The organism is Mesorhizobium sp. ISC11 (assembly GCF_037162595.1).
GTDB classification, from domain to species: domain Bacteria; phylum Pseudomonadota; class Alphaproteobacteria; order Rhizobiales; family Rhizobiaceae; genus Mesorhizobium; species Mesorhizobium ciceri.
In genome coordinates this window covers 627704-650009 of record NZ_JAVSPW010000001.1, presented here as the reverse complement: position 1 = coordinate 650009, position 22306 = coordinate 627704, and the positions used below count along the sequence as shown (strand labels likewise).

The 22306-nt window shown below is 63.5% G+C and carries 22 protein-coding genes; 14 read left to right on the top strand and 8 right to left on the bottom strand.

Translation table 11 applies throughout. From position 1 onward, the window contains the following. The first annotated feature begins 106 nt into the window (after positions 1-106). Entirely contained in the window at positions 107-397 is a 291-nt protein-coding gene (locus RPF88_RS03400; RefSeq protein ID WP_027160693.1) for a DUF3175 domain-containing protein, read from the top strand. Positions 398-411: 14 nt separating this feature from the next. Here RPF88_RS03400 and RPF88_RS03395 read toward each other — a convergent pair whose 3' ends face one another. Continuing rightward, the gene (locus RPF88_RS03395; protein WP_024501538.1) at positions 412-1188 is read right to left on the bottom strand and encodes a FadR/GntR family transcriptional regulator; all 777 of its coding nucleotides are present in this window, start codon (positions 1186-1188) and stop codon (positions 412-414) included. A 308-nt stretch (positions 1189-1496) separates the two neighbouring features. Beyond that, a complete protein-coding gene (locus tag RPF88_RS03390) occupies positions 1497-2393 on the bottom strand; it encodes an NAD-dependent epimerase/dehydratase family protein (RefSeq protein ID WP_337121693.1) in 897 nt (298 codons plus the stop codon). A 119-nt stretch (positions 2394-2512) separates the two neighbouring features. Here RPF88_RS03390 and RPF88_RS03385 point away from each other — a divergent pair, with 119 nt between their 5' ends. Next, on the top strand, positions 2513-3451 hold the full coding sequence (locus RPF88_RS03385) for an NAD(P)-dependent oxidoreductase (protein ID WP_013530857.1): 939 nt from the start codon (positions 2513-2515) through the stop codon (positions 3449-3451). A gap of 24 nt (positions 3452-3475) precedes the next feature. Here RPF88_RS03385 and RPF88_RS03380 read toward each other — a convergent pair whose 3' ends face one another. After that, on the bottom strand, positions 3476-4258 hold the full coding sequence (locus RPF88_RS03380) for a FadR/GntR family transcriptional regulator (RefSeq protein ID WP_013530856.1): 783 nt from the start codon (positions 4256-4258) through the stop codon (positions 3476-3478). Between the two features lie 198 nt (positions 4259-4456). Continuing rightward, on the bottom strand, positions 4457-5446 hold the full coding sequence (locus RPF88_RS03375; protein WP_013530855.1) for a sugar-binding protein: 990 nt from the start codon (positions 5444-5446) through the stop codon (positions 4457-4459). A gap of 466 nt (positions 5447-5912) precedes the next feature. Between RPF88_RS03375 and RPF88_RS03370 the strand changes: the two genes are divergently transcribed. The 12 genes from RPF88_RS03370 to RPF88_RS03315 all read left to right on the top strand — a co-directional run bounded on the left by RPF88_RS03370 (position 5913) and on the right by RPF88_RS03315 (position 17001). Continuing rightward, positions 5913-6653: an ATP-binding cassette domain-containing protein gene (locus RPF88_RS03370; protein ID WP_013530854.1), complete on the top strand. Its 741-nt coding sequence runs from the start codon at positions 5913-5915 to the stop codon at positions 6651-6653. A gap of 42 nt (positions 6654-6695) precedes the next feature. Next, positions 6696-7694, top strand: coding sequence for an ABC transporter permease (locus RPF88_RS03365; protein ID WP_337121692.1), 999 nt, complete (start codon positions 6696-6698; stop codon positions 7692-7694). Between the two features lie 87 nt (positions 7695-7781). Then, complete coding sequence (locus RPF88_RS03360) at positions 7782-8549, top strand: SDR family oxidoreductase (protein ID WP_013530852.1); 768 nt, start codon at positions 7782-7784, stop codon at positions 8547-8549. Positions 8550-8727: 178 nt separating this feature from the next. Then, a complete protein-coding gene (locus RPF88_RS03355; protein WP_063172535.1) occupies positions 8728-9555 on the top strand; it encodes an AraC family transcriptional regulator in 828 nt (275 codons plus the stop codon). 152 nt (positions 9556-9707) lie between these two features. After that, positions 9708-10151, top strand: coding sequence for an SRPBCC family protein (locus RPF88_RS03350; RefSeq protein ID WP_013530850.1), 444 nt, complete (start codon positions 9708-9710; stop codon positions 10149-10151). Between the two features lie 13 nt (positions 10152-10164). Beyond that, a complete protein-coding gene (locus RPF88_RS03345) occupies positions 10165-10959 on the top strand; it encodes an FAD binding domain-containing protein (protein ID WP_275952685.1) in 795 nt (264 codons plus the stop codon). A 60-nt stretch (positions 10960-11019) separates the two neighbouring features. Beyond that, a complete protein-coding gene (locus RPF88_RS03340) occupies positions 11020-11502 on the top strand; it encodes a (2Fe-2S)-binding protein (RefSeq protein WP_127370349.1) in 483 nt (160 codons plus the stop codon). Positions 11503-11513: 11 nt separating this feature from the next. Next, positions 11514-12881, top strand: a complete 1368-nt coding sequence (locus tag RPF88_RS03335) for a xanthine dehydrogenase family protein molybdopterin-binding subunit (protein ID WP_337121691.1) — start codon at positions 11514-11516, stop codon at positions 12879-12881. Between the two features lies 1 nt (position 12882). Then, positions 12883-13887 carry a xanthine dehydrogenase family protein molybdopterin-binding subunit gene (locus RPF88_RS03330; protein ID WP_023756899.1) on the top strand — a complete coding sequence of 335 codons (1005 nt, stop codon included), beginning with the start codon at positions 12883-12885 and terminating at the stop codon, positions 13885-13887. Positions 13888-13895: 8 nt separating this feature from the next. Further along, a complete protein-coding gene (locus RPF88_RS03325) occupies positions 13896-14777 on the top strand; it encodes an AAA family ATPase (protein WP_337121690.1) in 882 nt (293 codons plus the stop codon). A 200-nt stretch (positions 14778-14977) separates the two neighbouring features. Further along, positions 14978-16114, top strand: a complete 1137-nt coding sequence (locus RPF88_RS03320) for a vWA domain-containing protein (protein WP_337121689.1) — start codon at positions 14978-14980, stop codon at positions 16112-16114. Beyond that, the gene (locus RPF88_RS03315) at positions 16114-17001 is read left to right on the top strand and encodes an amidohydrolase family protein (protein ID WP_337123847.1); all 888 of its coding nucleotides are present in this window, start codon (positions 16114-16116) and stop codon (positions 16999-17001) included. Before RPF88_RS03320 ends, RPF88_RS03315 begins: the two co-directional genes overlap by 1 nt. A 4-nt stretch (positions 17002-17005) precedes the next feature. Here RPF88_RS03315 and RPF88_RS03310 read toward each other — a convergent pair whose 3' ends face one another. The 4 genes from RPF88_RS03310 to RPF88_RS03295 all read right to left on the bottom strand — a co-directional run bounded on the left by RPF88_RS03310 (position 17006) and on the right by RPF88_RS03295 (position 22306). Then, positions 17006-17413, bottom strand: a complete 408-nt coding sequence (locus tag RPF88_RS03310) for a carboxymuconolactone decarboxylase family protein (RefSeq protein WP_337121688.1) — start codon at positions 17411-17413, stop codon at positions 17006-17008. 221 nt (positions 17414-17634) lie between these two features. Beyond that, complete coding sequence (locus RPF88_RS03305) at positions 17635-19131, bottom strand: sugar ABC transporter ATP-binding protein (protein WP_013530841.1); 1497 nt, start codon at positions 19129-19131, stop codon at positions 17635-17637. Further along, positions 19131-20186, bottom strand: a complete 1056-nt coding sequence (locus RPF88_RS03300; protein WP_337121687.1) for a hypothetical protein — start codon at positions 20184-20186, stop codon at positions 19131-19133. Before RPF88_RS03300 ends, RPF88_RS03305 begins: the two co-directional genes overlap by 1 nt. Next, the gene (locus RPF88_RS03295) at positions 20183-22306 is read right to left on the bottom strand and encodes an ABC transporter permease (RefSeq protein ID WP_337121686.1); all 2124 of its coding nucleotides are present in this window, start codon (positions 22304-22306) and stop codon (positions 20183-20185) included. Before RPF88_RS03295 ends, RPF88_RS03300 begins: the two co-directional genes overlap by 4 nt.

The window sequence follows — 22306 nt, the reverse complement described above, 5'->3', positions numbered from 1 at the left end:
GGCCGCAGCAGCGCCACAGCGGGCAAATCCGTGGCTCCAGAGCCAGGGCGGAACCGATGCCGATGTGCGGAGTTTCCCGGCAACCACCCCGCAAAGGAGTCCTGCGATGACCGCCACCAGGAAAAAATGGTCGGCCGAGGTGACCGAGCACAGCAACGCAATGGATCTTGAGGATCACGTCTTCGAATCCGACGACGCCAGGAAGATCGCCGCCTCGCTGAAACGATCCGCCGAACACAGCCACAGGCGCAAGGCCGAGCCTTTTCAATCCGCCATGTCGATGCTGAATTTTTACATCAACCGCGCCGGCAAGAACTTGCCTGCCGCGCGCAAAAAAGTGCTTGAGGACGCCAAGGGCGAGCTGCGCAGCGCCTTCGGACGTGACAAGGATGATTAGCGGCCCGTCCAGCCCTACCGGGCGCGGATGACGCCGTCTGTGTTGGCGAGCAATTTGCGCACAGCATTGCGCGCCGCGTCGGGGCGCTGCAGGCGGATGTTCTTCTCGATCGCCTCGTGCAGCTTCTGCGCGTGGTTGAGATCGTCGATCTCCCGTGTCGTATAGGCAAAGAGATGATCGAAGGCGGATTCGATCAGTACGCCGAGCGGCACCAGCAGGTCGTTGCCCGAAGCCCGCAGGATGGCGAGATGGAAGCGCGTGTCGGCGCGGGTCCGCTCCTGCAGGCTCGTCGCCGCGCCCATCTCACGGCAGGCCAGGCTGATCTCGGCCATCTGCTCGTCGGTTCTTCGCATCGCGGCGAACGCGGTCGCTTCCGGCTCGATGATATGGCGGAATTCCTGCACCGTCTTGAGGAACACTTCGCGGTCCGGCGACGTCGCGTACCAGGCCAGCACATCGCGATCGAGCAGGTTCCAGCGTTCCTTCGGCTCGACCCAGCTGCCGATCTTGGGACGTGAGGCCAAAAGGCTCTTGGCCATCAGCATCTTGATCGCTTCGCGCACCGCCGAGCGGCTGACGCTGAAGGTCTCCGACCATTTCGCTTCATTGGGCAGGATGGTGCCGGGCGGATAATCGCCGCGCACGATCCTGAGGCCAATTTCACTGGCCAGCGAGGCGTGGACGCTGGAGCCGGGAATACGCGCGGCGTCCGCCCGGCGAACGCCGCCCGGACGGTCCCCGGAGGCCGCTTTCCCCAACGATTTTTCCTTGTTCGGCTTCGCGTCCCGCATGGGGTCCAGAAAGTCCGTATTAAGCAGGCTGTCAAGCGCGGCAAGCGGCTTGCATCGCAAAGCTGCCCGCTGTGCACAGATCAGCCCCGATCCGCCGCTTGATTGGCATGTCGATATTCAGGTCAGGCCGAGCCGAGAATGACGGATTTCGAGAACCGGAGCGCAGCGTACTTTTGGGTACGTGAGCACCGGCCTATGCCGACCGCAGCCTTGACTGTCACCGTCCCTCATAGGTGCTTCGGCCGGCGAAGGCCGGAAGCGCAGAAAGCCGTCATTCGCAGGCCGGCATCACCTGAGTGTCGACATGCCTAGGCCTGCTTGACGTATTTGCGCCAGCTATGCTCCGGGCGGAAGCCCAGCACGTCACGCGCCTTGCGGTTGGAGAGCAGCGTCTCGTATTCGCCGAGTTCGGCCTTGACCGGCACGCCGGGGTAGAACCGCTTCAAGAGTTCGGCTGTCGGCAGGTCGGACGAGGTGTCGTCATTGGCCGCGTTGAACACCTGATAGCCGAGCCCGTCCTTCTCTATGGCGCGCAGCGTGATCTGGCCAAGGTCGCGCGCGTCGACATAGCTCCAGGCGATGCGCTTGCGGAAACCCGGATCGGCGAACCATTTCGGAAACAGCGAATATTCGTGCGGCTCGATGACGTTGCCGATGCGCAGGGCATAAATGTCGGTGCCGTTGCGCTGCGCGAAGGCCCGCGCCGTCTTCTCGTTGACGACCTTGGACAAGGCATAGCTGTCCATCGGATCGACGTCATACTCCTCGTCGAGCGGGAAATATTTTGGATCGCGCGGCTCGTTGGCGAAGACCAGCCCATAGGTGGTCTCGCTGGAGGCGATGATTACCTTTCGAATACCGAGCTTAACCGCCGCCTCGATGACATTGTAGGTGCCGAGCGCATTGATGCGGAACACCTCGTTGTCGGTGGTGATCATGATGCGCGGGATGGCAGCGAAATGCACCACCGCATCGACCGGCTGCGGACGCAGCGAGGGGTCGAATTCATGCAGGCCCATATAGCTCGACAGTGCGTTGAACACCTGCCCGCTGTCGGTGATGTCGGCGATCAGCGTGCGCACCTTGGGGTTGTCGAGCGGCTTGGTGTCGATGTTGAGCACCTGGCAGCCTTGCTCGACCAGATACTGGACGACATGGCGTCCGGCCTTGCCGCTGCCGCCGGTGAACATGATCCGCTTCGTCATTTTGCTCTCCACATCCTCAGGAATTTATGTGTATTGTCAGACAATATCGCCATCCGCAACCACCCTCGCCTGCAAAACGGCAGCGCCTGACATCAATCATTGCAACAGGACTTGAAGACATGAACACGACTGCCGCGAGCGAAAAGATCGGCTTCATCGGGCTTGGCCTGATGGGCCACGGGATCGCCAAGAACATCGTCGACAAGGGCTACAGCCTGACCTTTCTCGGCCGCAAGAACCGCAAGCCGGCGGAAGACCTGCTTGGCCGCGGCGCCACCGAAGCATCGACCTCGCGCGATGTGGCGGCGGCATCGACAATCGTCTTCATCTGCGTCACCGGTTCGCGCGAGGTCGAAGCCATCATTCGCGGCCCGGGCGGCCTCAAGGAGGGTTTGAAGAAAGGTTCCGTCGTCGTCGACTGCTCGACCTCCGACCCCGTCTCGACCATTGCGCTTGCCGCTGAACTCAAGGCGCTCGGCATCGATTTTGTCGACGCACCACTCAGCCGCACGCCGAAGGAAGCCTGGGAAGGCACACTCGACGCCATGGTCGGCGCGCCGGACGCCCTCTTTGCCAGGGTGAAACCGGTAATCGAAACCTGGGCCGGCCGCATCGTCCATATCGGCGACACCGGCGATGGCCATCGCATGAAGCTGCTCAACAATTTCATCTCGCTCGGCTACGCCGCGATCTATTCCGAGGCACTGGCACTGGCTGAGAAGGTCGGCATCTCGCCGCCGCGCTTCGACAGCGTCATCCGCAATGGCCGCATGGATTGCGGCTTCTACCAGACCTTCATGCGCTGGACGCTGGAAGGTGACCGCGACGCGCACAAATTCACCATCGCCAACGCCTTCAAGGACCTGACCTATCTGGAATCGATGGCGGGTGCGGCCGGCATTGCCAACCCGCTCGGCAACGCCACCAAGAACGCCTTCGCCGGTGCCCACGCAACCGGCCCGGCCGAGCAATTCGTACCGATGCTGGCAACACATATCGGCAAGGTGAACGGCGTCGACCTGATGCCGATGAAGGATGGCAAGAAGCAGACCATTTAACCGATTGCCCAACGCAGGCGCCGATCACCGCCTCCAGCGCCCGATCCCTTCATCGGTATCCGCAAGCAGCTTGTGCACGGCGTTGCGCGCCGCGGCCGGGCGCTGCAGGCGGATGTTCTTTTCGATTGCCTCATGCAGCTTCTGCGCCTGGCGCTGATCGGCGACCTGCTGTGTCGTGAATGCGAAGAGATGGTCGAGCGCCGACTCGATCAGCACGCCGAGCGGCACCAGAAGGTCGTTGCCGGAGGCGCGCAGGATGGCCAGATGAAAGCGCGTATCGGCGCGGATACGCTCCTGCAGGCTCAAGGCTTCGCCCATCTCGCGGCAGGCCTGGCTGATTTCCGCCATTTGCTCGTCACTGCGCCGTATGGCTGCAAAGGCCGATGCTTCCGGCTCGATGATATGACGAAACTCCTGCACGGTTCGCAGGAACGCCTCGCGGTCGGGCGCCGTCGCGTACCAGGCCAGCACGTCGCGGTCGAGCAGGTTCCAGCGCTCCTTCGGCTCGACCCAGCTGCCGATCTTGGGGCGTGAGGCCAACAGGCTTTTCGCCATCAGCATCTTGATGGCTTCGCGCACCGCCGAACGGCTGACATTGAAGATCTCGGCCCATCTGGACTCGTTGGGCAGGATGGTGCCGGGCGGATAGTCGCCACGCACGATCCGCAGGCCGATCTCGCCGGCCAGCGAGACATGGACGCTCGCTCCCGCAAAATGCGCAGCACCGGCCTTGCGCATGACAGCCGGGCCGTGGCTGGCTTGTGCCTTGGCCCGGTCGGTTCGCTTGCTTGACTTCTCGTCCGGCATCCACGTTCCAATGCGTCGACCGTCTGTCGTCCGGACTGGTCCGAACCGCACGGGCGCCGATCTCGTTGCCGAAAAATCCAGATCACGGGCGCAGCAAAGCCGGAGCCGGTAGCCCCAACCATTGCGTCCGTTCGGGAATTATCGCTTCCGTCCAGGAATGACGGGGCGCCCGCAGCCGGGCGCCCCGAAATCGAGAACCTACTTCTGGATGCAGGTGTCGACCGTATCCTTGGTGCACTCGTCGAGGCCGGTGAACACCGGATCGGCGACCGCCTTGCCTTCGATCAGGTCGATCATCACCGACGGTGCCTTGTAGCCCATTTCGAACGGCCGCTGGCCGACCAGAGCCGTTACAAGGCCGTCACGAGCGATCGCAATCTCGTCGCCGATCGTGTCGGCAGCGCCGATGACGAAGTCGTTGCTGGCGATCCGGTCCTTGAGCGGTCCGAACAGATCGCGATAGGGCTGCGGCGCGCCGAACAGCGGCCAACCGCCCATGATCCCGAAGGCGTCCAGCTTGGGGTTGGCGGCGAGGATGTCGGTCATCGCCTGCACGCCCTTGGCGCCATCGTCATTGGTGAACACCGGGCAGCCGGCGACTTCGGTCCAGCCACCTTCACCGGCAAGTGCGGCGAGGCCCTCCTTGCCCGACAGTGCGTCACGCATGCCTTGCGCACGGCGCAGGATGTTGTCGGCTGCCGGGTTGCCTTCGATGGTGCAGATCGTGCCACCATTCGGCTTGCCCTTCTTGATGTACTCGCCGATCTTCTTGCCCATCAGGTAATTGTCGGTACCGAGATAGGTCTTGCGAAGGCCTGCGTCTTCCTTGCTGAGATCGGCATCGACCGTCATGATCGGGATCGACGGATTGGCACTCTTGATCGTCTGCGCGATCAGCGGCGCGTTGGACGGCGAGATCGCCATCGCCACCGTGTCGGCCTTGCTCAGCATGTCCTGGACGATCTGCGCCTCGCCGGCCTCGTCCGAAGTCGACGCCGGACCGGTGTAGAAGCATTCATATTCCGAGCTGGCGTTTTCCTTGTTCCATTTCTCGCAGCCCTGGTGGATGGCCTCGAAGAACGGATTGTCGAGACCTTTCACGACAATGACGAGCTGTTTTTTGGCCAAAGCCGGCCCGGCACCCAACGCCATGGCGGCGACGGCGGCGAGCAAAAGTGTTTTCCTCATGTCAGTCCTCCCTTGAAACAAACGGACACGGCGTGCCCGCCATACAGATCGACCGGATGCGTGATGACCGAGGGTCGTTTCGCGAGCGCTCGTGTCGCCAGGACAGATCGATAAGCATTTCCAGATTCGGCTTCAGATCAGCTCACACACAGGTGCCGCCGGATCCTGGACCGTCAAACCTCCGCCAATTCCGGCCGGCGAACCGCCAGCGGGGATCGGCATAATCTCCTCCGACGCTTAGCTAATATCGGCTTGGCGCCAACGTCAATGCTATTTGTCCTACAAAACGGATTTTTAAAATAGTCCTGGCCCAATTCGTCCGACAATTGATTGACGTGCGCCGGCTTTTGCGTAAAAGAACGCTAACGCCGTCTTCGGGAGGAGCCGGGGAGAGCGAGGCCAAAGCAGCGTCGGCATCCACGCCGGTAACAGCTGCAGGTCGCAAAGCACGGGGAGGCAAAGGCTGGTGGCGGTTCTCGAACTCACCAACATCTCAAGGCATTTCGGCGCTATCCAGGCCGTCAACGACGTTTCGCTGTCGATCGAGCCCGGACAGGTGGTCGGCCTGATGGGCGACAACGGCGCCGGCAAGTCGACGCTGGTCAAGATGATCGCCGGCAATTTCCGCCCGAGCCATGGCACCATGCACATGGACGGCAAGGAATTGATCCTGCACAAGCCGGCGGAAGCCCGCCAGCACGGCATCGAGATCGTCCACCAGGACCTTGCGCTCTGCAACAATCTGACTGCCGCCGCCAATGTCTATCTCGGCCGTGAGTTGCGGCGCGGCGTCGGGCCGTTCCGGATCCTCGACTATGCCTCGATGTACAAGCGTGCCGGCCAGCTCTTCGCCGAATTGAAGTCCGAGACCCGTCCGCGCGACCTCGTCAAGCAGATGTCGGGCGGCCAGCGCCAGGCGGTGGCGATTGCCCGCACCATGCTGTCGCAGGCCAAGATCGTGCTGATGGACGAACCGACGGCGGCGATCTCGGTGCGCCAGGTCGCCGAAGTGCTGAACCTTATCCGCCATTTGCGCGATCAGGGCATCGCCGTCGTTCTGATCAGCCACCGCATGCCTGACGTGTTCACCGTCGCCGACCGCGTCATCGTCATGCGGCGCGGGCGCAAGGTCGCCGACAAGACGATTGCGTCGAGCTCGCCCGAGGAAGTCACCGGGCTGATCACCGGCGCTATCGAACAGGTTTGATTTCAAGCGAATTCCACCACGCACAGCAGATGAAGGTCGACGATGGCACTGACAATTGACCAGCCGATCGAGCATAAGCAGCAATCCTTGGCCGCGAGACTGTTTGCCAGCCAGACTTTCTGGGTGGTGATCGCGGTCATCCTTGCCTGCGTGTTCCTGTCGTTTGCCACCGACGCTTTCGCCACCTCGAAGAACCTCTACAACATCACCCGCAACATCACCTTCGTCGCCATCATCGCGCTCGGCATGACCTTCGTCATCATCACCGGCGGCATCGACCTGTCGGTCGGCTCGGTGCTGTGCCTGTCGTCGATGGTGCTGGCCGTCACCATGCATGCCGGCTACTCGATCGAGGTCGGCATCCTGGCCTCGATTGCCACCGCGCTCGCCATTGGCGCCTTCAACGGCGTGCTGATCGCCTATCTCGGCTTTCCACCCTTCGTGGTGACGCTCGGCATGCTGTCGATCGCCCGAAGCCTCGCCATGGTCGCCTCCAACAACACGGTGGTCTTCCAGTTCGGGCCGGACCATGCCAAGCTTCTGTCATTGGGCGGCGGCGCCTGGGTGTTCGGCATCGCCAACCCGGTGCTTTACATGATCCTTCTGGCGCTGATCACCGGCTTCGTCCTGCGCTGGACCAAGTTCGGCCGCCATATCTTCGCCATCGGCGGCAATGAGCACGCGGCAACGCTGACCGGCGTTCCGGTGCGCCAGATCAAGGTTGCCGTCTACATGATCTCGGCGCTGTCGGCGGGCATTGCGGGCATCATCCAGACCGGCTGGCTGGGTGCCGTCACCACCAATCTCGGCACCGGCATGGAGCTGCAGGTAATCGCCGCCACCGTCATCGGCGGCGCCAATCTGGCCGGCGGCGTCGGCACCGCCTTCGGCGCCATCGTCGGCGCGGCCCTGATCGAGGTGATCCGCAACAGTCTCGGCCTGCTCGGCATCAATGCCTTCTGGCAAGGCGTCTTCATCGGCGGCGCCATCCTGCTGGCGGTGCTGTTCGACCGCATCCGCAATTTCCGCCGCAGCGACTAGAACCATGATCCCGAAAAGTGGAAACCGGTTTTCTCGGACAAACGGAACCGTTTGTCCGGAGATCATGGTCAAACAAAAGACGGTTTGATGGCCAACTCCCTGTTCAGCCTCGAGGGCCGGCTGGCGCTGGTGACCGGCTCCGGCCAGGGCATCGGCTTCGCGCTGGCTCGGGGCCTGGCCGAACATGGGGCAAGCGTGGTGCTGAACGGCCGCGACGCCGCCAGGATCGACAGCGCCGTCGAAAAGCTGCGCAACGCCGGCTTCAAGGCGCACGCCTCGGTATTCGACGTCACCGATTTTCAGGCGGTCAACGAGGACATTGCCCGCATCGAGGCCGAGATCGGCGCCATCGACGTCCTCATCAACAATGCCGGCATACAATTCCGCGCCCCGCTCGAGGACTTTCCCGAAGAGCAATGGGAGCGCCTGTTCAAGACCAATGTGTCGGGCGCCTTCCATGCAGCCAAGGCGGTCGCCCGCCACATGATCCCGCGCCGCAAGGGCAAGATCATCAACGTCGGTTCGGTGCAGAGCGAACTGGCAAGGCCGAACATCGCGCCCTACACCGCCACCAAGGGCGCGATCCGCAACCTGACAAGGGGCATGTGCGCCGATTGGGCCAAACACGGCCTGCAGATCAATGCGATCGCGCCCGGCTATTTCCGCACCGAGATGAACCAGGCGCTGGTCGACAATCCCGAATTTTCCGCCTGGCTGGAAAAGCGCACGCCGGCCGGGCGCTGGGGCAATGTCGACGAGTTGATCGGCGCCGCGGTGTTCCTTGCCTCCGACGCCTCGTCCTTCGTCAACGGCCATACGCTGTATGTCGATGGCGGCATGACGGCTTCGGTTTGAGGTTGGCAATTCTCCCGACCGCCATTCGTTCCAGTGCGTATCGCTCAGTCTGAAAATCCGGCCTCACTGGCCGTCATTCGCCCTCGCCGCCCGCGCGCGTCTTGACGCGGCCCCGAACTCGGCCGCACAATCCCCACTGCAGGCGAAGGGAGGCCAGTCGCCTGCGGGAGGATAACCCATGACGGAAGCGATCAGGCTCTACTGGGGCCGGTTCGGACATGTTTCTATCCTGAATGTCGCAAGCGACTTCGTCACCCATGCCCATGTCGAGGCCCATCTCATCATCTGGCTGGAAGGTACGGCCGGCGAAATGACCATCGGCCGCGAGACCGTCCGGCTTGGGCCTGGAACGGCCGCCGGCATCAACTCCTTCCAGCCGCACAGCCATGTTCTGTCGCAAAACGGGACGCCCGGTCTGTTTCTCGCCTTCTACATCGATCCCGACTGGGCGCGGCGCCGCCGCGACCTGCCTTCGTCGGCGCCGCTGTTTTCACAAGCCGCGATCACGCTGGAACCGTGGCTGCATCAGGCCGCCGCCAATCTGCTCGACCACCTCAGCGACAATGAGAGCGTCGACGACATCGCCAACTACGAGATCGAGCGTTTCATCGATAGCGTGCTCGACGCCGCCGACGCCTCGGCGCCGCAGGAGGGCCGTGTCCGCATCAACACCATGCAGGATTTTCGTGTCCGCAAGGCAATCCAGCTGATGAAGGCCAATGTCTGCGAGCGCATCTGCTTCGACGATGTGGCGCGCAGCGTCGGGCTGTCGCGACCGCATTTCTTCGCTTTGTTCAAGGAACAGACCAATCTGACGCCCAATGTCTACTGGAACACGCTGCGCATGGAGGAAGCGGTGCGGCAGCTGCAATGGTCGCAGGAACCGCTGATCTCCGTCGCCTGCAATCTCGGCTTCACCACGCAGGGCAATTTCTCGCGCTTTTTCCGCGACCATGTCGGCGTGCCGCCGACGCTCTACCGCGAGGCCGCGCGGGCGATCGCCTGAGCCAGCCGCCCTTTTTTCAGACTCCCCGCCCTTTTTCAGACTCCCCGCCCTTTTTCAGACTCCTTGATAGGCGCTCAAGACGCATTGATAAGCGTCGCTGAAATGGCCGCCCTACCCTTGCACCGGATCGCTTTTGCAAGGGAACATTTTGAATGGCCAAAGTCACCATCTCCAGCGTCATCGACGCGCCGGTCGAAAAGGTCTGGGCGCGCATACGCGACTTCAACGGGCTGCCGGACTGGCATCCGCGCATGGTGGAGAGCCACATTGAAGACGGCAAGGATGCCACCACAATCGGCTGCGTGCGCAATTTCCAGCTCGCCAGCGGCGCCCGCCTGCGCGAAAAGCTGCTCGACTTCTCCGATCAGAATTTCCTGGTCAGCTACTCCATCCTCGAGACGCCGCAGCCGCTGACCAACCACAAGGCGACCCTGCAGCTGCGGCGCGTGACCGATGGCGACCGCACCTACGCCGAATGGACCGCCAGCTTCGACGCCGCGCCCGAGGAGGCAGACAAGCTGGCCGAGGGCATGGGCGCCAATGTCTTTCAGGGCGGCTTCAACGCCCTGAAAAGCCATTTCGCCGGCCAGAGCTGACAGGAGCCAGACCATGGCGCTGGCACTGCAGACTTTTGCAACGGTGAAAGACGCGAACGCGGCACTGAAGGCGGCCGGCACCCGCTATCTCGGTGGCGGCACGCTGGTCGTCCGCGCGGCCAATGAAGGCGATGTTTCGGTATCCGGCCTTATCAGGTCGACCGAGCCGTCCCTGTCCACCATCGCCGTTGCCGGCGATAAAGTCCGCATCGGCGCTTCGGTGACCATGGCGGCGATCGCCGGCCATCCGGAGCTCGGCACGCTCGCCAAGGCCGCCCGTGCCGTCGGAGGCCCGGCCATCCGCAACATGGCGACCGTCGGCGGCAATCTTTTTGCCCCGGCCCCCTATGGCGATTTCGCCGTTGCCCTGCTGGCGCTCGATGCGACGGTCAGTACCGATGGCGGCGAAACACCGATCGAGACCTTCCTGGCCAATCGGGACGGCAGCCGCGCCGTCGTCACTTCCGTGAGCTTCACGCTTCCGAAGGCCGACAGTTTCCGCTTCCTGAAAGTGTCGAGGGTCAAGCCCAAGGGCGTCTCCGTGCTCAGCATAGCCGGTGCTCTGGAATTGTCGTCGGATGGCACCGTGACCTCGGCGCGGATCGCGCTCGGCTGCATGGCGGATCGGCCCATGCGCGCCAGGGCGGCGGAAAAAGCGCTGATCGGCCGAACGCTGACCGCTGACGGCATCGCGCCGGCCTTGGCCGCGGCCGGTGATGGCACCTCGCCCATCACCGACCCGATCGCCAGCGCCTGGTATCGCGCCGAAGTCCTGCCGGTTCATCTCGGGCGGTTGCTGCTCGCATAATATTTCGTTCGGGGGCGCGCGTCTGTCCGCTGGTTCGGGCAGGCGCGCTGGGAGGAAAACATGGCAAAGGTTCCGGTTCAATTCACGCTCAACGGCTCGGAAAAGGCCGAATTCATCGACAGCGGCACGACGCTGCTTCAGGCGCTGCGCGACAAGATCGGCGACACCTCGCCGAAAGGCGGCTGCCATCAAGGCACCTGCGGCGCCTGTTCTGTCATCATAGACGGCGAACTCCGGCTCTCCTGCCTGACGCTGGCCGAGACCTGCAATGGTGCAACCATCACCACGACATCCGGTCTTGCGGAAGGCGGCGTGCTGCACCCGTTGCAGCGGGCCTTCCTCGACACGTTCGCCACGCAATGCGGCTTCTGCACGCCGGGCATGATCATGGCGGCCAAGGCGCTGCTCGACCACACGCCCAATCCCAGCCGCGACGAGGTGGTCGAGGCGCTGTCGGGCAACATCTGCCGCTGCACCGGCTACGAGCCGATCATCCAGGCGGTGCTCACCGCCGCGCGGTCCAACTCTCAGAACGCGGCTTGAGGTTACAAAAAATGGAACTGCGCAAGAGCTACTTCGCCGATGTCCGCAAGGATGATCTGCACGAGATCGGCCAGCCGCGGCCGCGCTCGGATTCACCCGGCCATGTCACCGGCAAGACCGCCTTTTTCGCCGACCGCAACTTTCCCGGCATGCTGCACCTGAAGATGGTGCGCAGCCCGCATCACCATGCCCGCATCCGCTCGATCGACACCTCCGAGGCGGAGAAACATCCGGGCGTGGTGAAAATTCTGACCGCCAAGGACGTACCGCACAATGTCTACACCATCCTGATCCTGATCCAGATCGGGCCGGAGGACGAGACGGTGCTTGCCGACGGCAAGGTGCGCTGGAAGGGCGAGGCCGTGGTGGCGGTGCTGGCCGAAACCGAGCGGGCCGCGCAGGAGGCCGTAGCCAAGGTCAAGGTCGACTATGAGGTGCTGCCGGCCGTCTTCGACATGGAAGAGGCGCTGAAACCCGACGCGCCGCTGGTCAACGAATATCACGGCCAGAATTATTACCTCTATGATAGCGGCGAGTGCCGTAAGGTGCGCTTCGGCGATGTCGAGGCGGGCTTCGCCGGCGCCGACCACATACTGGAGCAGAGCTACCAGTCTTCGCCGATCGAGCACGCGCCGACCGAGACCACCGGCTGCGTGGTGGCGCCCGAGGGCAATGACCGCTTCACCTGCTACACCAACACGCAGGCGATGTTCTTCACGCTCGACAACACCTCGATCATCCTGCAGATGCCGGGCAGCAAATTGCATTTCGTCGGCGGCACAGTCGGCGGCGGTTTTGGCGGCAAGGTCGACGTCATCGTCGAGCCGATCGCCATCCTCGGCGCAAAACTAACAGGACGACCAGTCTGTTTTATCTACAGCCGCGAGGAGGAGATGCAGATCTCGTCGCCGCGCGCCGCTGAAAAGGTCGTCATCAAGGACGGCGTCATGAAAGATGGCCGCATCGTCGCGCGCAAGGTCACCGGATACACCGATGCCGGCGCCTATTCGCGCCACTCGCCCTACGGCGCGCAGAAGGGCGCGGGGCATTATCCCGGCCCCTACACTATTCCGAACGTCTGGATCGACACCTATTGCGTCTACACCAACCGCACGCCGTCGTCGGCCATGCGCGGCTTCGGCGTCACCATCGGCGATTTCGCGCTGGAGGTGCAGATGGACAAGCTGGCGCGCCTGATCGGCATGGACCCGCTCGAATTCCGCTTCATCAACGCCTATCGCGACGGTGATATGAAAGCGCACCGCCAGCCGACAGAGGGCGCCGCGCTGATCGAATGCATGCAGGAAGCCTCGCGCGCCGCCAACTGGCCGGTGGCGGAAAAGTACCTGGCGATGTCCTCCTACACGAAGGGAGCTTGAGATGGCGATCAGGCGTGGGCGCGGCGTTGCCGCGATCAACTATCCCACCGGTATGAACCTCGGCGGTGACCCGACGCAGGCACTGGTGCACTCGACGCCAACAGGCAATTTCATGGTGACATTGTCCTCCGTCGATCTCGGCCAGGGCATGAAGCAAATCATGGCGCAGATCTGCGCCGAGACCATCGGCGTGCCGACAGACCGCGTCGTCGTCGACACCGCCGACACCGACACCGGCCCGCACTGCATGGGCACCTTCGCCTCGCGCGGTACGCACCGCGCCGGCAACGCCGTCATCCAGGCGGCAAGGGAAGCGCGGCAGGTGATGCTGGAAGTGGCCGCCGAGGAACTGGAGGTGAACGCCTCCGACCTCGAGACCGACGGCCAGGGCAACATACTGGTCAAAGGCGCGCCGCAAAAATCGATCTCGATCTTCGATGTCGCGCTGTCGGCGCATTTCAAGCGCGGCCGCTCGATCTCGGGTCGCGGCATGTTCCTGATTCCGCGCTCCTATCCGGAGAAAGAGACTGGCGCGATGAAGCCGTCGACCTGCTACGCGCATGCCTGCACCGTGGCCGAGGTCGAGGTCGACGACGAGACCGGCGAGGTCACCGTGCTGACTGTGAAGAACGTCTTCGAGATCGGCCGCGCGCTGAACCCGAAAATGGTCGAACAGCAACTGGTCGGCGGTTCGTGGATGGGCATCAGCCATGCGCTCTACGAGACGACCGAGCCCTATTATCCCAACCGCGACCATGGCGGCACGGACTTCAACCAGTATCTGATGCCCGGCCCCGGCGACCTCGCCGAGACCGAGATCATCGTGCTGGAGCGGCCATCGGCGGACGGACCATACGGCGCCAAGGGGCCGGGCGAAATGTGCGCCAACCCGCAGATCCCGGCGGTCGCCAATGCCGTCTTCGACGCCGTCGGCGTGCGCATCGACACGCTGCCGATCACGCCGGAGCGCATCCTGCGCGCGCTGAAGGCGCAAGCGGCGAACTGAGGGCCGAAATGACCGGGACAAGCGCCGAGACATCAGCGACCTCGCCGGAGGCGGTGGCGCAGCATCTTGCCGCCTCGCGCTATCTGGCCGACGACAGTCTTGCGACCGCGATCTTCCTGGCGATCCGGCTGGGGAAGCCGCTGCTGCTCGAAGGCGCACCAGGCGTCGGCAAGACGGAAGCGGCCAAGGCGATCGCCGCGCTGCTCGGCCGCGATCTGGTGCGGCTGCAATGCTATGAAGGCATCGACGCCGCGCATGCGCTCTACGAATGGAATTATCAACGCCAGCTGCTCGCCATTCGCCACGCCGGCGAGCATGAGATCGACATCTACGAAGACCGTTTCCTGATCGCCAGGCCGCTGCTGCAGGTGCTGAAGGCGCCGGAGCAGCGGGTGCTGCTGGTCGATGAGATCGACCGCTCGGATCATGAATTCGAGGCGCTGCTTCTGGAATTCCTCTCCGATTTCCAGATCAGCATTCCCGAACGCGGCACCATCCGCGCCACGGCACAGCCGATCGTCATCCTGACCTCGAACCGCACCCGCGAGCTTGCCGAGGCGCTGCGCCGCCGCTGTGTCTACCACTGGATCGGCTATCCCGACGCCGAGCGCGAGGCCGCCATCATCATGCTGCGCGCCGGCGATGTGGCGCAAGCAACGGCGCGCGCAGTGGCGGCAGCCGTGCAGACCATCCGCGCCCGGCCGCTGGCCAAGCCGCCGGGTATTGCCGAGGCCGTCGAATGGGCCAATGCCGCCACCATCCTGGAGAAGGGCGGCAGCCCGTGGCCGGAAGCCTTCCGCCGCGCCATCGGCGTGCTGATCAAGGACGAGGAAGACCTTTCCTACATCGCACCGGAGCTTGGCCGGATCGTCGAGGAGGCGCTGGCGTGACGCGGGAGGTCATTTCGCAAGGCTGGCGGGACAGCGCCCCCCTCTGTCCTGCCGGACATCTCCCCCTCAAGGGGGGAGATCGGATGTCATCCCCGCTTTCGCTAATCGCTGACGTCGCCGAACAGAGCGAAGCGCCGAAGCTGCCAATCTCCCCCCTTGAGGGGGAGATGTCCGGCAGGACAGAGGGGGGGCGACACAGAATGATGCGGGAAACAAGCTTCCCCCGCGCCGCCTCGCCATTCCTGGGTTTTGCCAGGCTCTTGCGCCGCTACGGCTTTGCCATAGCCCCCGAGCAAGTCTCCTGTTTCATGCAGGCGGTGACGTTGCTCGGTCCACGCTCGATGGCCGACATCCGCGAGGCGGCCCTCGCCACCCTGGCGCCGCCGCCCGACCGCCGCGACGAATTCGAAGCGCATTTCCAGAGCCATTTCTATGGCAACACATCTGCCATAGTCGAAGGCGACGCCGACGAGGAAACCCGCATCAAGGATGATGGCGGTGCGAGCCAGGAAGAGATCGAGGTCATCAGCCATCAGGAAGGTGGCGAACTCTCTTCCGGAGCCGAACAACTGAGTACCCGCGATTTCAAGCGCGACGACGACAACCTTGCCGCTTTCCGCCGCAGGCTCGCTTCAGCCTTGCCCGTCCGCCGCTCGTTCCGCACCGTGCGCACGCATTCGCGCGGCAAGCTCGATCTGCGCCGGTCGCTGCGGGAAATCGTCAGCGCCGATGGCGACGTGCCCTCGCCGCTGCTGCGCCGCCGCCAGACCGTGCCGCGCAAGCTGCTGCTGCTGATCGACGTTTCCGGCTCGATGAAGCTGCACACCGCAGACTATCTCAAGCTGGCGCATGCCGCCGTGCAAGGCGCGGACCGTGCCGAGATTTTCACCTTCGGCACGCGGCTGACCCGCATCACCACGGCATTGCGCATCCGCGACGGCGACCAGGCATTGGCCCGCGCCGCTGTCCAGGTCGACGATTGGGACGGTGGCACCCGCATGGGGCCGACGCTGCTCGCCTTCCTCTCGGTGCCCCGCTTTTCAGCCTTTGCACGCGGTGCCGCTATCGTCATCCTGTCCGACGCGCTGGAACGCGGCGATCATGCCGAGTTGGAGACGGCCATGCGGCGGCTGAGCGCCCGCGCCTTCCGGCTGTCGCTGGCCACACCTTTGGCCGGCGACCCGCGCTTCCGGCCGGCAACGGCGGCACTTCGCGCCATCCTGCCTGACCTCGACGATCTCGTCGACGGCTCGTCGCTTGCCGGTCTCACCGATTTCATCCTGTCGCTCGCCCGCCCTGCTCCGGCGGCGGCGACAATCTGGAAGAGGGTTTCATGATGCAGAAAACCATCGACGTACATTTTCACATCTGGCGCCAACAGGACCAGCCATGGCTGGTCGGACCGATGGTGCCGCGCATCTTCGGCCCCTACGAACCGATCCGGCGCGACTATCCGATCGAGGAATTTCTCGAAGACCAGAGGGATTCAGGCGTCGAGAAGGCCGTCTACGTCCAGACCAACTGGGCCAAGGAGGATTTCGAGAAGGAAGTCGCTTTCCTGCAGAAGACGTCCGACGAAACCGGCTGGCCGCATGCCATCGTCGGCTACACCGACATGACCGTCGACGATATCAGGCCTCAGATCGATCGCTTGATGAAATACAGGCTGCTGCGCGGCGTGCGCATGCAGTTGCACTGGCACGAGACCCCGGCCTTCCGCTTCGCCGCCTCCGCCGATCAGGTGATCGACCCGAAAGTGCGCGCCAATGTGGCGCGGCTCAAGGATTATGGCCTGTCCTTCGACCTGCAGCTCTTCCCCGCCCAGATGAAGGACGGCCTGACGCTGGTCGGCGAGAACTCCGAAACGAATTTCATCCTCACCCATGCAGGCATGCTGACCGGCATGGAACCGGAAACCACCGAGGCCTGGAAGGCAGGCCTGCGAACGCTGTCGGCGGCGCCCAATCTTTACGCCAAGCTGTCGGGCCTCGGCACCTTCGTCCACCGCAACGATCCCCTGCTGATCGCCTATGTCGTAGACAACGCGATCGATATCCTGGGTGCCGACCATCTGATGTTCGGCTCGAACTTCCCGATCGAGAAGCTGTGGACCAGCCACGCTGAGCTGATCAAGGCGCACCGCGACGCGGTGGCCAAGCATGGTGCGGTGGCCGAGGCGGATATCTTCTGGAACACGGCGGAGAAGGTTTACCGGCCGGTGTGACGCCTCACTTCACCTCGAACTGCGGATCGACTGGAATCTGCATCGCCGTCACCAGATGGTTGGTCTGGCCGGCGAGCCCGATGATCGACACCAGTTCGCCATGCTGCGCATCGGTCATGCCCTTGGCGCGGGCTGCCGCCGTGTGCGAGTGGACGCAGTAGGAGCAGCCATTGGCGGTCGACACCGCGATGTAGATCATCTCCTTGGTCAGCGGATCGATGGCGCTGTCGGCGACCATCACCACCTTCAACTGTTCCCAGATCCGCTTCAGCGCCGGAGGATCATTGGCCAGCCCGCGCCAGAAATTGTTGACGAAATCAGATTTGCGCGTCGCGCGGATGTCTTCGAACACGGCTTTCACGGCGGGAATCCTTTCGACCTCGGCATCGCTGAGGAGTTTTGTGGTGGCCATGGGGTTTTTTCCTTCGTTGGATCGTTACGTGAATTGAATCAGGTCTTGAGCAATTGCGGCCAATCCACTCGTCCGATTCACTTTTTCCAGCGCCGGCGTCTAGATTCAGGTCAGGCCGAGTCGAAAATGGTGGGTTCCGAGAACCGGAGCGGAGCGTACTTTTCGTACGTGAGCACCGGAAGCGCAGGAAACCGCCATTTGCAGGCCGGCCTCACCTGAATCTAATGCACGGCCGCGTACATGATCTTCTCCTCCGTGGCCTCCGCCGGCGAAAACTCCTCGACGATGCGGCCCTGGCGGCAGACCAGGATGCGGTCGGACAGGTTCATGATCTCCGGCAGGTAGGACGAGATGACGACGACGGCCAGCCCCTCATCGGCCAGCCGGTTGATGATCTGGTGGATCTCGGCGATCGCGCCGACATCGACGCCACGTGTCGGCTCGTCGAAGATGACGATGCGCGGCTTCTGCACCAGCCCCTTGCCGATCACCACCTTCTGCTGGTTGCCGCCTGACAGCTCGACGACGCGCGCATTGTCGTTGATTGCCTTGATGTTCAGCGTCTTCGTCCATTCGGCCGAGAGCGCGCGCATCTCCTGCGTGTTGATCACCCAGGCCTTTTCGCGGCCCGCCGCCAGCAGTCCGCCGAACAGGTTTTCGGCAATGCCCATCGTCTCGAAGATGCCTTCGCTCTTGCGGTCCTCGGTGACATAGACGATGCCGTCGGCCACCGCTTCGCTCGGCACGAGATAGCGCACCGGTCTGTCATCGAGTTCAATCGCGCCGCCGCGCAGGAAATCCCGCTTGTAGATGCCTGAGACGATCTTGAATGTCTCGGTGCGGCCGGAGCCGATCAGCCCGAACACGCCGGTGATCTGGCCCTCGAAGATCGAGAAAGAGGTGTTGCGCACGACATTGCTCATCGAAATGTCCTGCACCGACAGCACTTTCTTGCCCGCCTTGCGCAGCTTCGCTTCGTCGCGCTGGCGGTAGATCTGTCCCGATAGCGTGCGCCCGACCATGGCGGAAACGATCCTGTCGCGGTCGAAGGCGGATGTGTCGTCGGTAATGACCAGCTCGCCGTCGCGCAGGATGGTGATGCGGTCGGCGATATCGAGCGCCTCTTCCAGCGCATGGCTGATGAAGACGATCGAGACGCCGCCCGCCTTCAGCCGGCGGATCAGCGCGAAGAAGTGTCGCTTCTCCTCCGGCGTCAGCGTCGCCGTCGGCTCGTCGAAGATGATGATCTCGGCATTGTGGTGGACGGCGCGCGCGATCTCGACCATCTGCCGCTTGGCCGCACCCAGCGTTGCCACCATGGCGTTCGGATCGACCGGGAAGTTCAGCGACTGCAGGAACTGCTGCGCTGAAATGTAGGTGCCGCGCAGCCGGTTGAGGAACTTTTCGGTGCCGAGATAAAGGTTCTGCGCCACAGTCATCGACGGCACCAGGCTGGTCTCCTGGAACACCATCGCGATGCCGGCTTCAAGCGCTGCGTGCGGCGAGGCGTAGGCGATTTCCTGGCCCTTGTGGAACATCTTGCCCGAGGTGGCATCGACCACACCGGCGATGATCTTGGTCAGCGTCGATTTTCCCGCGCCGTTCTCGCCGAGCAGCGCATGGATCTCGCCCTTGCGCAGTTCGAAGCTGACGTTCTTCACCGCGGGCACGCCGCGATAATTCTTGGTGACGTTTTCCAGCCGAACGATCGGTTCCATCAGAAACCTCCCGAAGCGAGGTCGATCGCCAGCACGCAGTCACCGCCTCTGGAGGCGACAAACAGCCGGCCGTCCTTTTCCGCAACGCTGCAGATGCCATGACGCGTGCCGTTGGCGCGGCTGTGCAGGCTGAACAGCGGCTGCATCTTCTGGTCGAGCCTGACCACCAGCCCATAGGAGCGGCTCGGCGACCACGGCTTGTGGATGCCCATGGTGCGGATGCCGCCGCATTGCAGCGGCTCGAGGAAGCTGCGGCTGGACGCCAGTGCCGGCGCGATCCAGTAGGCCGGCGGCACTTGGCTCAGCATGTCCTGCCGGTAATGCGTTTCCTGCAGCACGAATTCGATCAGCCGGTTGCGCGGCGCAAACAAGGTCAGCCAGGCCCCACCATCGGCGGACGGCGACAGCCTCGCGGGATAGCCTGGCAGATGCGTCAGAACCGTCGAACGGCTGCCCGTCGCGCCGCCGAAACGCACCAACTGATGGCGCCAGCTTTCGCTGACAAGCACATCCTTGCCGACAGGATGCAGCCCGTAGGGAAAGGCAATGTCGCCGGCGAGCTTGCGAAAATCACCGCCTGCCGCGTCTCGCTTCCAGAGCGAACCGGACGCGCCCTTCTTCATCAGGTCGGCGGCCCATTGCGATGGCGCATGCTCGGCCGAGCCGTTCGCCAGCCACAGCGTGCCGTCATCCGCATAGGCTAGTGCGGTGATGCAGCTGATCCCGGCCGGCAGTGAAACGTCGCTGCCGCCAATCAGCAACTTGCCGCTTTCCAGCCCGACCGTCAGTTCGCCCAATGGCGACAGCGCCAGCGCGGTGACGGCAGACGGAAAGGTCTCGACCACGACAGGTTGCGCTCCAGCAGCAATCGAATGGATGGCGTTGCCGCTGGAGACCACCAGCCTGTCACCGGTAACCAGCAGATTATCCGGTTCCGTCAGCTCGGCAAAAGCCGGCGCATCATCCAGCCGCGTATTGGGGCGAAAAGCGCCGTCGAGCGGCGGGATGGTCACCGCCTTGCCGCGGAACAGGTCGAGCACCGGGTCGAGGATCATGGCTTTGCTCCCCAATAGGAAGCGGGGCTGGTCCAGTTCGGGTCGGCGCCTGAAATCTTGTAGCGGCCGATGCGGTTGTTGAGGATGCCGCCGACGAACAGATACCCCTTGTGCTCGCGCATCGAGGTGACCATCGGGTGCGCGCCGCCGGTGAGGTCGCCCATCGCCTCGACGATGCCGCCCTTCTCTGTGAATTTCACCACGCCGCCGGTGTTGATGTTAGGGAACAGCCATTCGTCCTGCGGCAGCCGGCGCGTCATGCGCTTGCGCATGTCGGGATGGCGCAGCGACAGGTCGAAGCTCGGCGTGCGCATGCCGAGCCACGCCATCCAGTAATTGCCATCGGAGGCGCGGTTGATGTTGTCGGGATAGCCCGGCATGTCGCGGATGACGCATTCGGCGGTGCCGGCCTTCGGCCCCTCCAGCCAGTAGCGGTGCACGCGGCAGGCCCAGCTTTCGGCGAAGAACAGCGACTTGCCGTCATGCGCCATGCACACACCGTTGGTGTAGCGGTAACCGTCGAGCAGCGTCTTCGTCGAACCGTCCTTCGGGTCGTAGACCAGCAGCCGGCCGGTGGCGCGGTTCTCGATCGAGTCCAGCGCCCAGTCATGCGCATCGTAGCGCTTGGTCGAGTCGGTGAAATAGATGCGCCCATCGGGTGCGATGTCACAGTCATTGGGGTCACGCAGCCGTGCATCGTCGACGATCGAGGTCCACGAGCGCGACGTTTCGGCCGACAGTCTTTTGACCTCACGATCCGGCGAGACGGAGTAGAGCCCCATCGCGCCGACGCAGCTGATCAGATTGCCTGATTTGTCGAAGGCCAGCCCCAGCGGGAAACCGCCGATGTGGGCAAACACCTCCGACCTGACATAGTCCGGCGCGAAGAAGCGGACGATCTCGCCATGGCGCGTGCCGCAATAGAGATTGTCGTCGCGGTCGAGGATGACGTCTTCCGGCCCCTCCAGCTCGCCAAGCCCGATATGCTCTGCGGCCGACAGCCTGTTGTCGAGTTCGTATGGCGTGCCCGAGCGGGGTGCGGCCGACTGTGTCTCGCCCATCTTGAGATAGACCGGCGCGACATAGACCTCATTCAGCACCTTGTGCCGGTTCTTCAGCCAGCGGATGTCGATGGTCACCGCCACCGCCAACATGATGCCGAGCACCATCTGGTTGGTGCCGGTGCCGTAGCCCAAGCGGATCAGACCGTTGGTCATGGTCAGCACGATGATTGCGCCCATCAGCCCCTTGATCACCGAGCCGCGCCCGCCGCCGAGGCTGACGCCGCCGACCACCGCCGCCGTCAGCGCCATGATCTCGAGGTTGAGGCCGGTTCCCGGCCCTGCCCCGCTCAGCCGGCAAGCAATGAGGAAGCCGCCGATCGAGGCGCAGAAGCCGGAGAAGACATAGGTCATGAACACGGTGCGGCGCACGCGGATGCCGGCATTGTGCGCCGAGCGCCTCGAGCCGCCGACCGCCAGCACGTGCCAGCCCGGCCGCGAACGCGTCAGCGCGATATGGGTGACGATGGCCAGGATGATCGCCAGCCACACCGAGACGGACAGCCCCCAGAAGGTGCTGTCGCCGATGAAGTCGAGCACATCCGATGTCGCGGTCGAGAGCTGCACATCGGCGGCATAGGTGGTGACCAGGATGTCGAACAGCGCCCGGCCGAAGATGAAGGTCACCAGCGTGGTGAGAAAGGCGCGCAGCCTGAGATAGCCGACAAGGTAGCCGTTGATGGCGCCGAAGATGAGGCCGGTGGCGAGCGATGCGGCCAGCGCCAGCCAGATCGACTGTTCGAGGATGAAGAAGACATAGACGGCGGAAAAGCACGACAGCGCGAAGATCGAGCCGACCGACAGATCGATGCCGCCACCCAGCATCACCACCGTCATGCCGGTGACGACCATCGAGAACTCGCCGAGCTGGCGGGTCGATTCCTGCAAAGCGGTCAGCTTGAAGAAGCCGGGAATGACCGAGCCGAAGGTCGCCAATGTCGCCACCAGCGCCAGGAACGGAATGGCGTTGTCGGTCCAGCGTTTGGTCAGTATCTCGCCGACGACATGGTCGGGCACGAGATTGTAGCGCCAGGACTGCAGGCGTTCGCGAAAGGACAT

Excerpts from the sequence above, each read along its gene's own strand:
- RPF88_RS03385 (WP_013530857.1), top strand. The coding sequence starts at position 2,513 with ATGAACACGACTGCCGCGAGCGAAAAGATCGGCTTCATCGGGCTTGGC.
- RPF88_RS03320 (WP_337121689.1), top strand. The coding sequence starts at position 14,978 with ATGATGCGGGAAACAAGCTTCCCCCGCGCCGCCTCGCCATTCCTGGGT.
- RPF88_RS03335 (WP_337121691.1), top strand. The coding sequence starts at position 11,514 with ATGGAACTGCGCAAGAGCTACTTCGCCGATGTCCGCAAGGATGATCTG.
- RPF88_RS03295 (WP_337121686.1), bottom strand. The coding sequence starts at position 22,306 with ATGTCCTTTCGCGAACGCCTGCAGTCCTGGCGCTACAATCTCGTGCCC.
- RPF88_RS03360 (WP_013530852.1), top strand. The coding sequence starts at position 7,782 with ATGGCCAACTCCCTGTTCAGCCTCGAGGGCCGGCTGGCGCTGGTGACC.
- RPF88_RS03395 (WP_024501538.1), bottom strand. The coding sequence starts at position 1,188 with ATGCGGGACGCGAAGCCGAACAAGGAAAAATCGTTGGGGAAAGCGGCC.
- RPF88_RS03330 (WP_023756899.1), top strand. The coding sequence starts at position 12,883 with ATGGCGATCAGGCGTGGGCGCGGCGTTGCCGCGATCAACTATCCCACC.
- RPF88_RS03375 (WP_013530855.1), bottom strand. The coding sequence starts at position 5,446 with ATGAGGAAAACACTTTTGCTCGCCGCCGTCGCCGCCATGGCGTTGGGT.
- RPF88_RS03340 (WP_127370349.1), top strand. The coding sequence starts at position 11,020 with ATGGCAAAGGTTCCGGTTCAATTCACGCTCAACGGCTCGGAAAAGGCC.
- RPF88_RS03315 (WP_337123847.1), top strand. The coding sequence starts at position 16,114 with ATGCAGAAAACCATCGACGTACATTTTCACATCTGGCGCCAACAGGAC.
- RPF88_RS03310 (WP_337121688.1), bottom strand. The coding sequence starts at position 17,413 with ATGGCCACCACAAAACTCCTCAGCGATGCCGAGGTCGAAAGGATTCCC.
- RPF88_RS03365 (WP_337121692.1), top strand. The coding sequence starts at position 6,696 with ATGGCACTGACAATTGACCAGCCGATCGAGCATAAGCAGCAATCCTTG.
- RPF88_RS03390 (WP_337121693.1), bottom strand. The coding sequence starts at position 2,393 with ATGACGAAGCGGATCATGTTCACCGGCGGCAGCGGCAAGGCCGGACGC.
- RPF88_RS03355 (WP_063172535.1), top strand. The coding sequence starts at position 8,728 with ATGACGGAAGCGATCAGGCTCTACTGGGGCCGGTTCGGACATGTTTCT.
- RPF88_RS03350 (WP_013530850.1), top strand. The coding sequence starts at position 9,708 with ATGGCCAAAGTCACCATCTCCAGCGTCATCGACGCGCCGGTCGAAAAG.
- RPF88_RS03345 (WP_275952685.1), top strand. The coding sequence starts at position 10,165 with ATGGCGCTGGCACTGCAGACTTTTGCAACGGTGAAAGACGCGAACGCG.
- RPF88_RS03300 (WP_337121687.1), bottom strand. The coding sequence starts at position 20,186 with ATGATCCTCGACCCGGTGCTCGACCTGTTCCGCGGCAAGGCGGTGACC.
- RPF88_RS03325 (WP_337121690.1), top strand. The coding sequence starts at position 13,896 with ATGACCGGGACAAGCGCCGAGACATCAGCGACCTCGCCGGAGGCGGTG.
- RPF88_RS03400 (WP_027160693.1), top strand. The coding sequence starts at position 107 with ATGACCGCCACCAGGAAAAAATGGTCGGCCGAGGTGACCGAGCACAGC.
- RPF88_RS03305 (WP_013530841.1), bottom strand. The coding sequence starts at position 19,131 with ATGGAACCGATCGTTCGGCTGGAAAACGTCACCAAGAATTATCGCGGC.
- RPF88_RS03380 (WP_013530856.1), bottom strand. The coding sequence starts at position 4,258 with ATGCCGGACGAGAAGTCAAGCAAGCGAACCGACCGGGCCAAGGCACAA.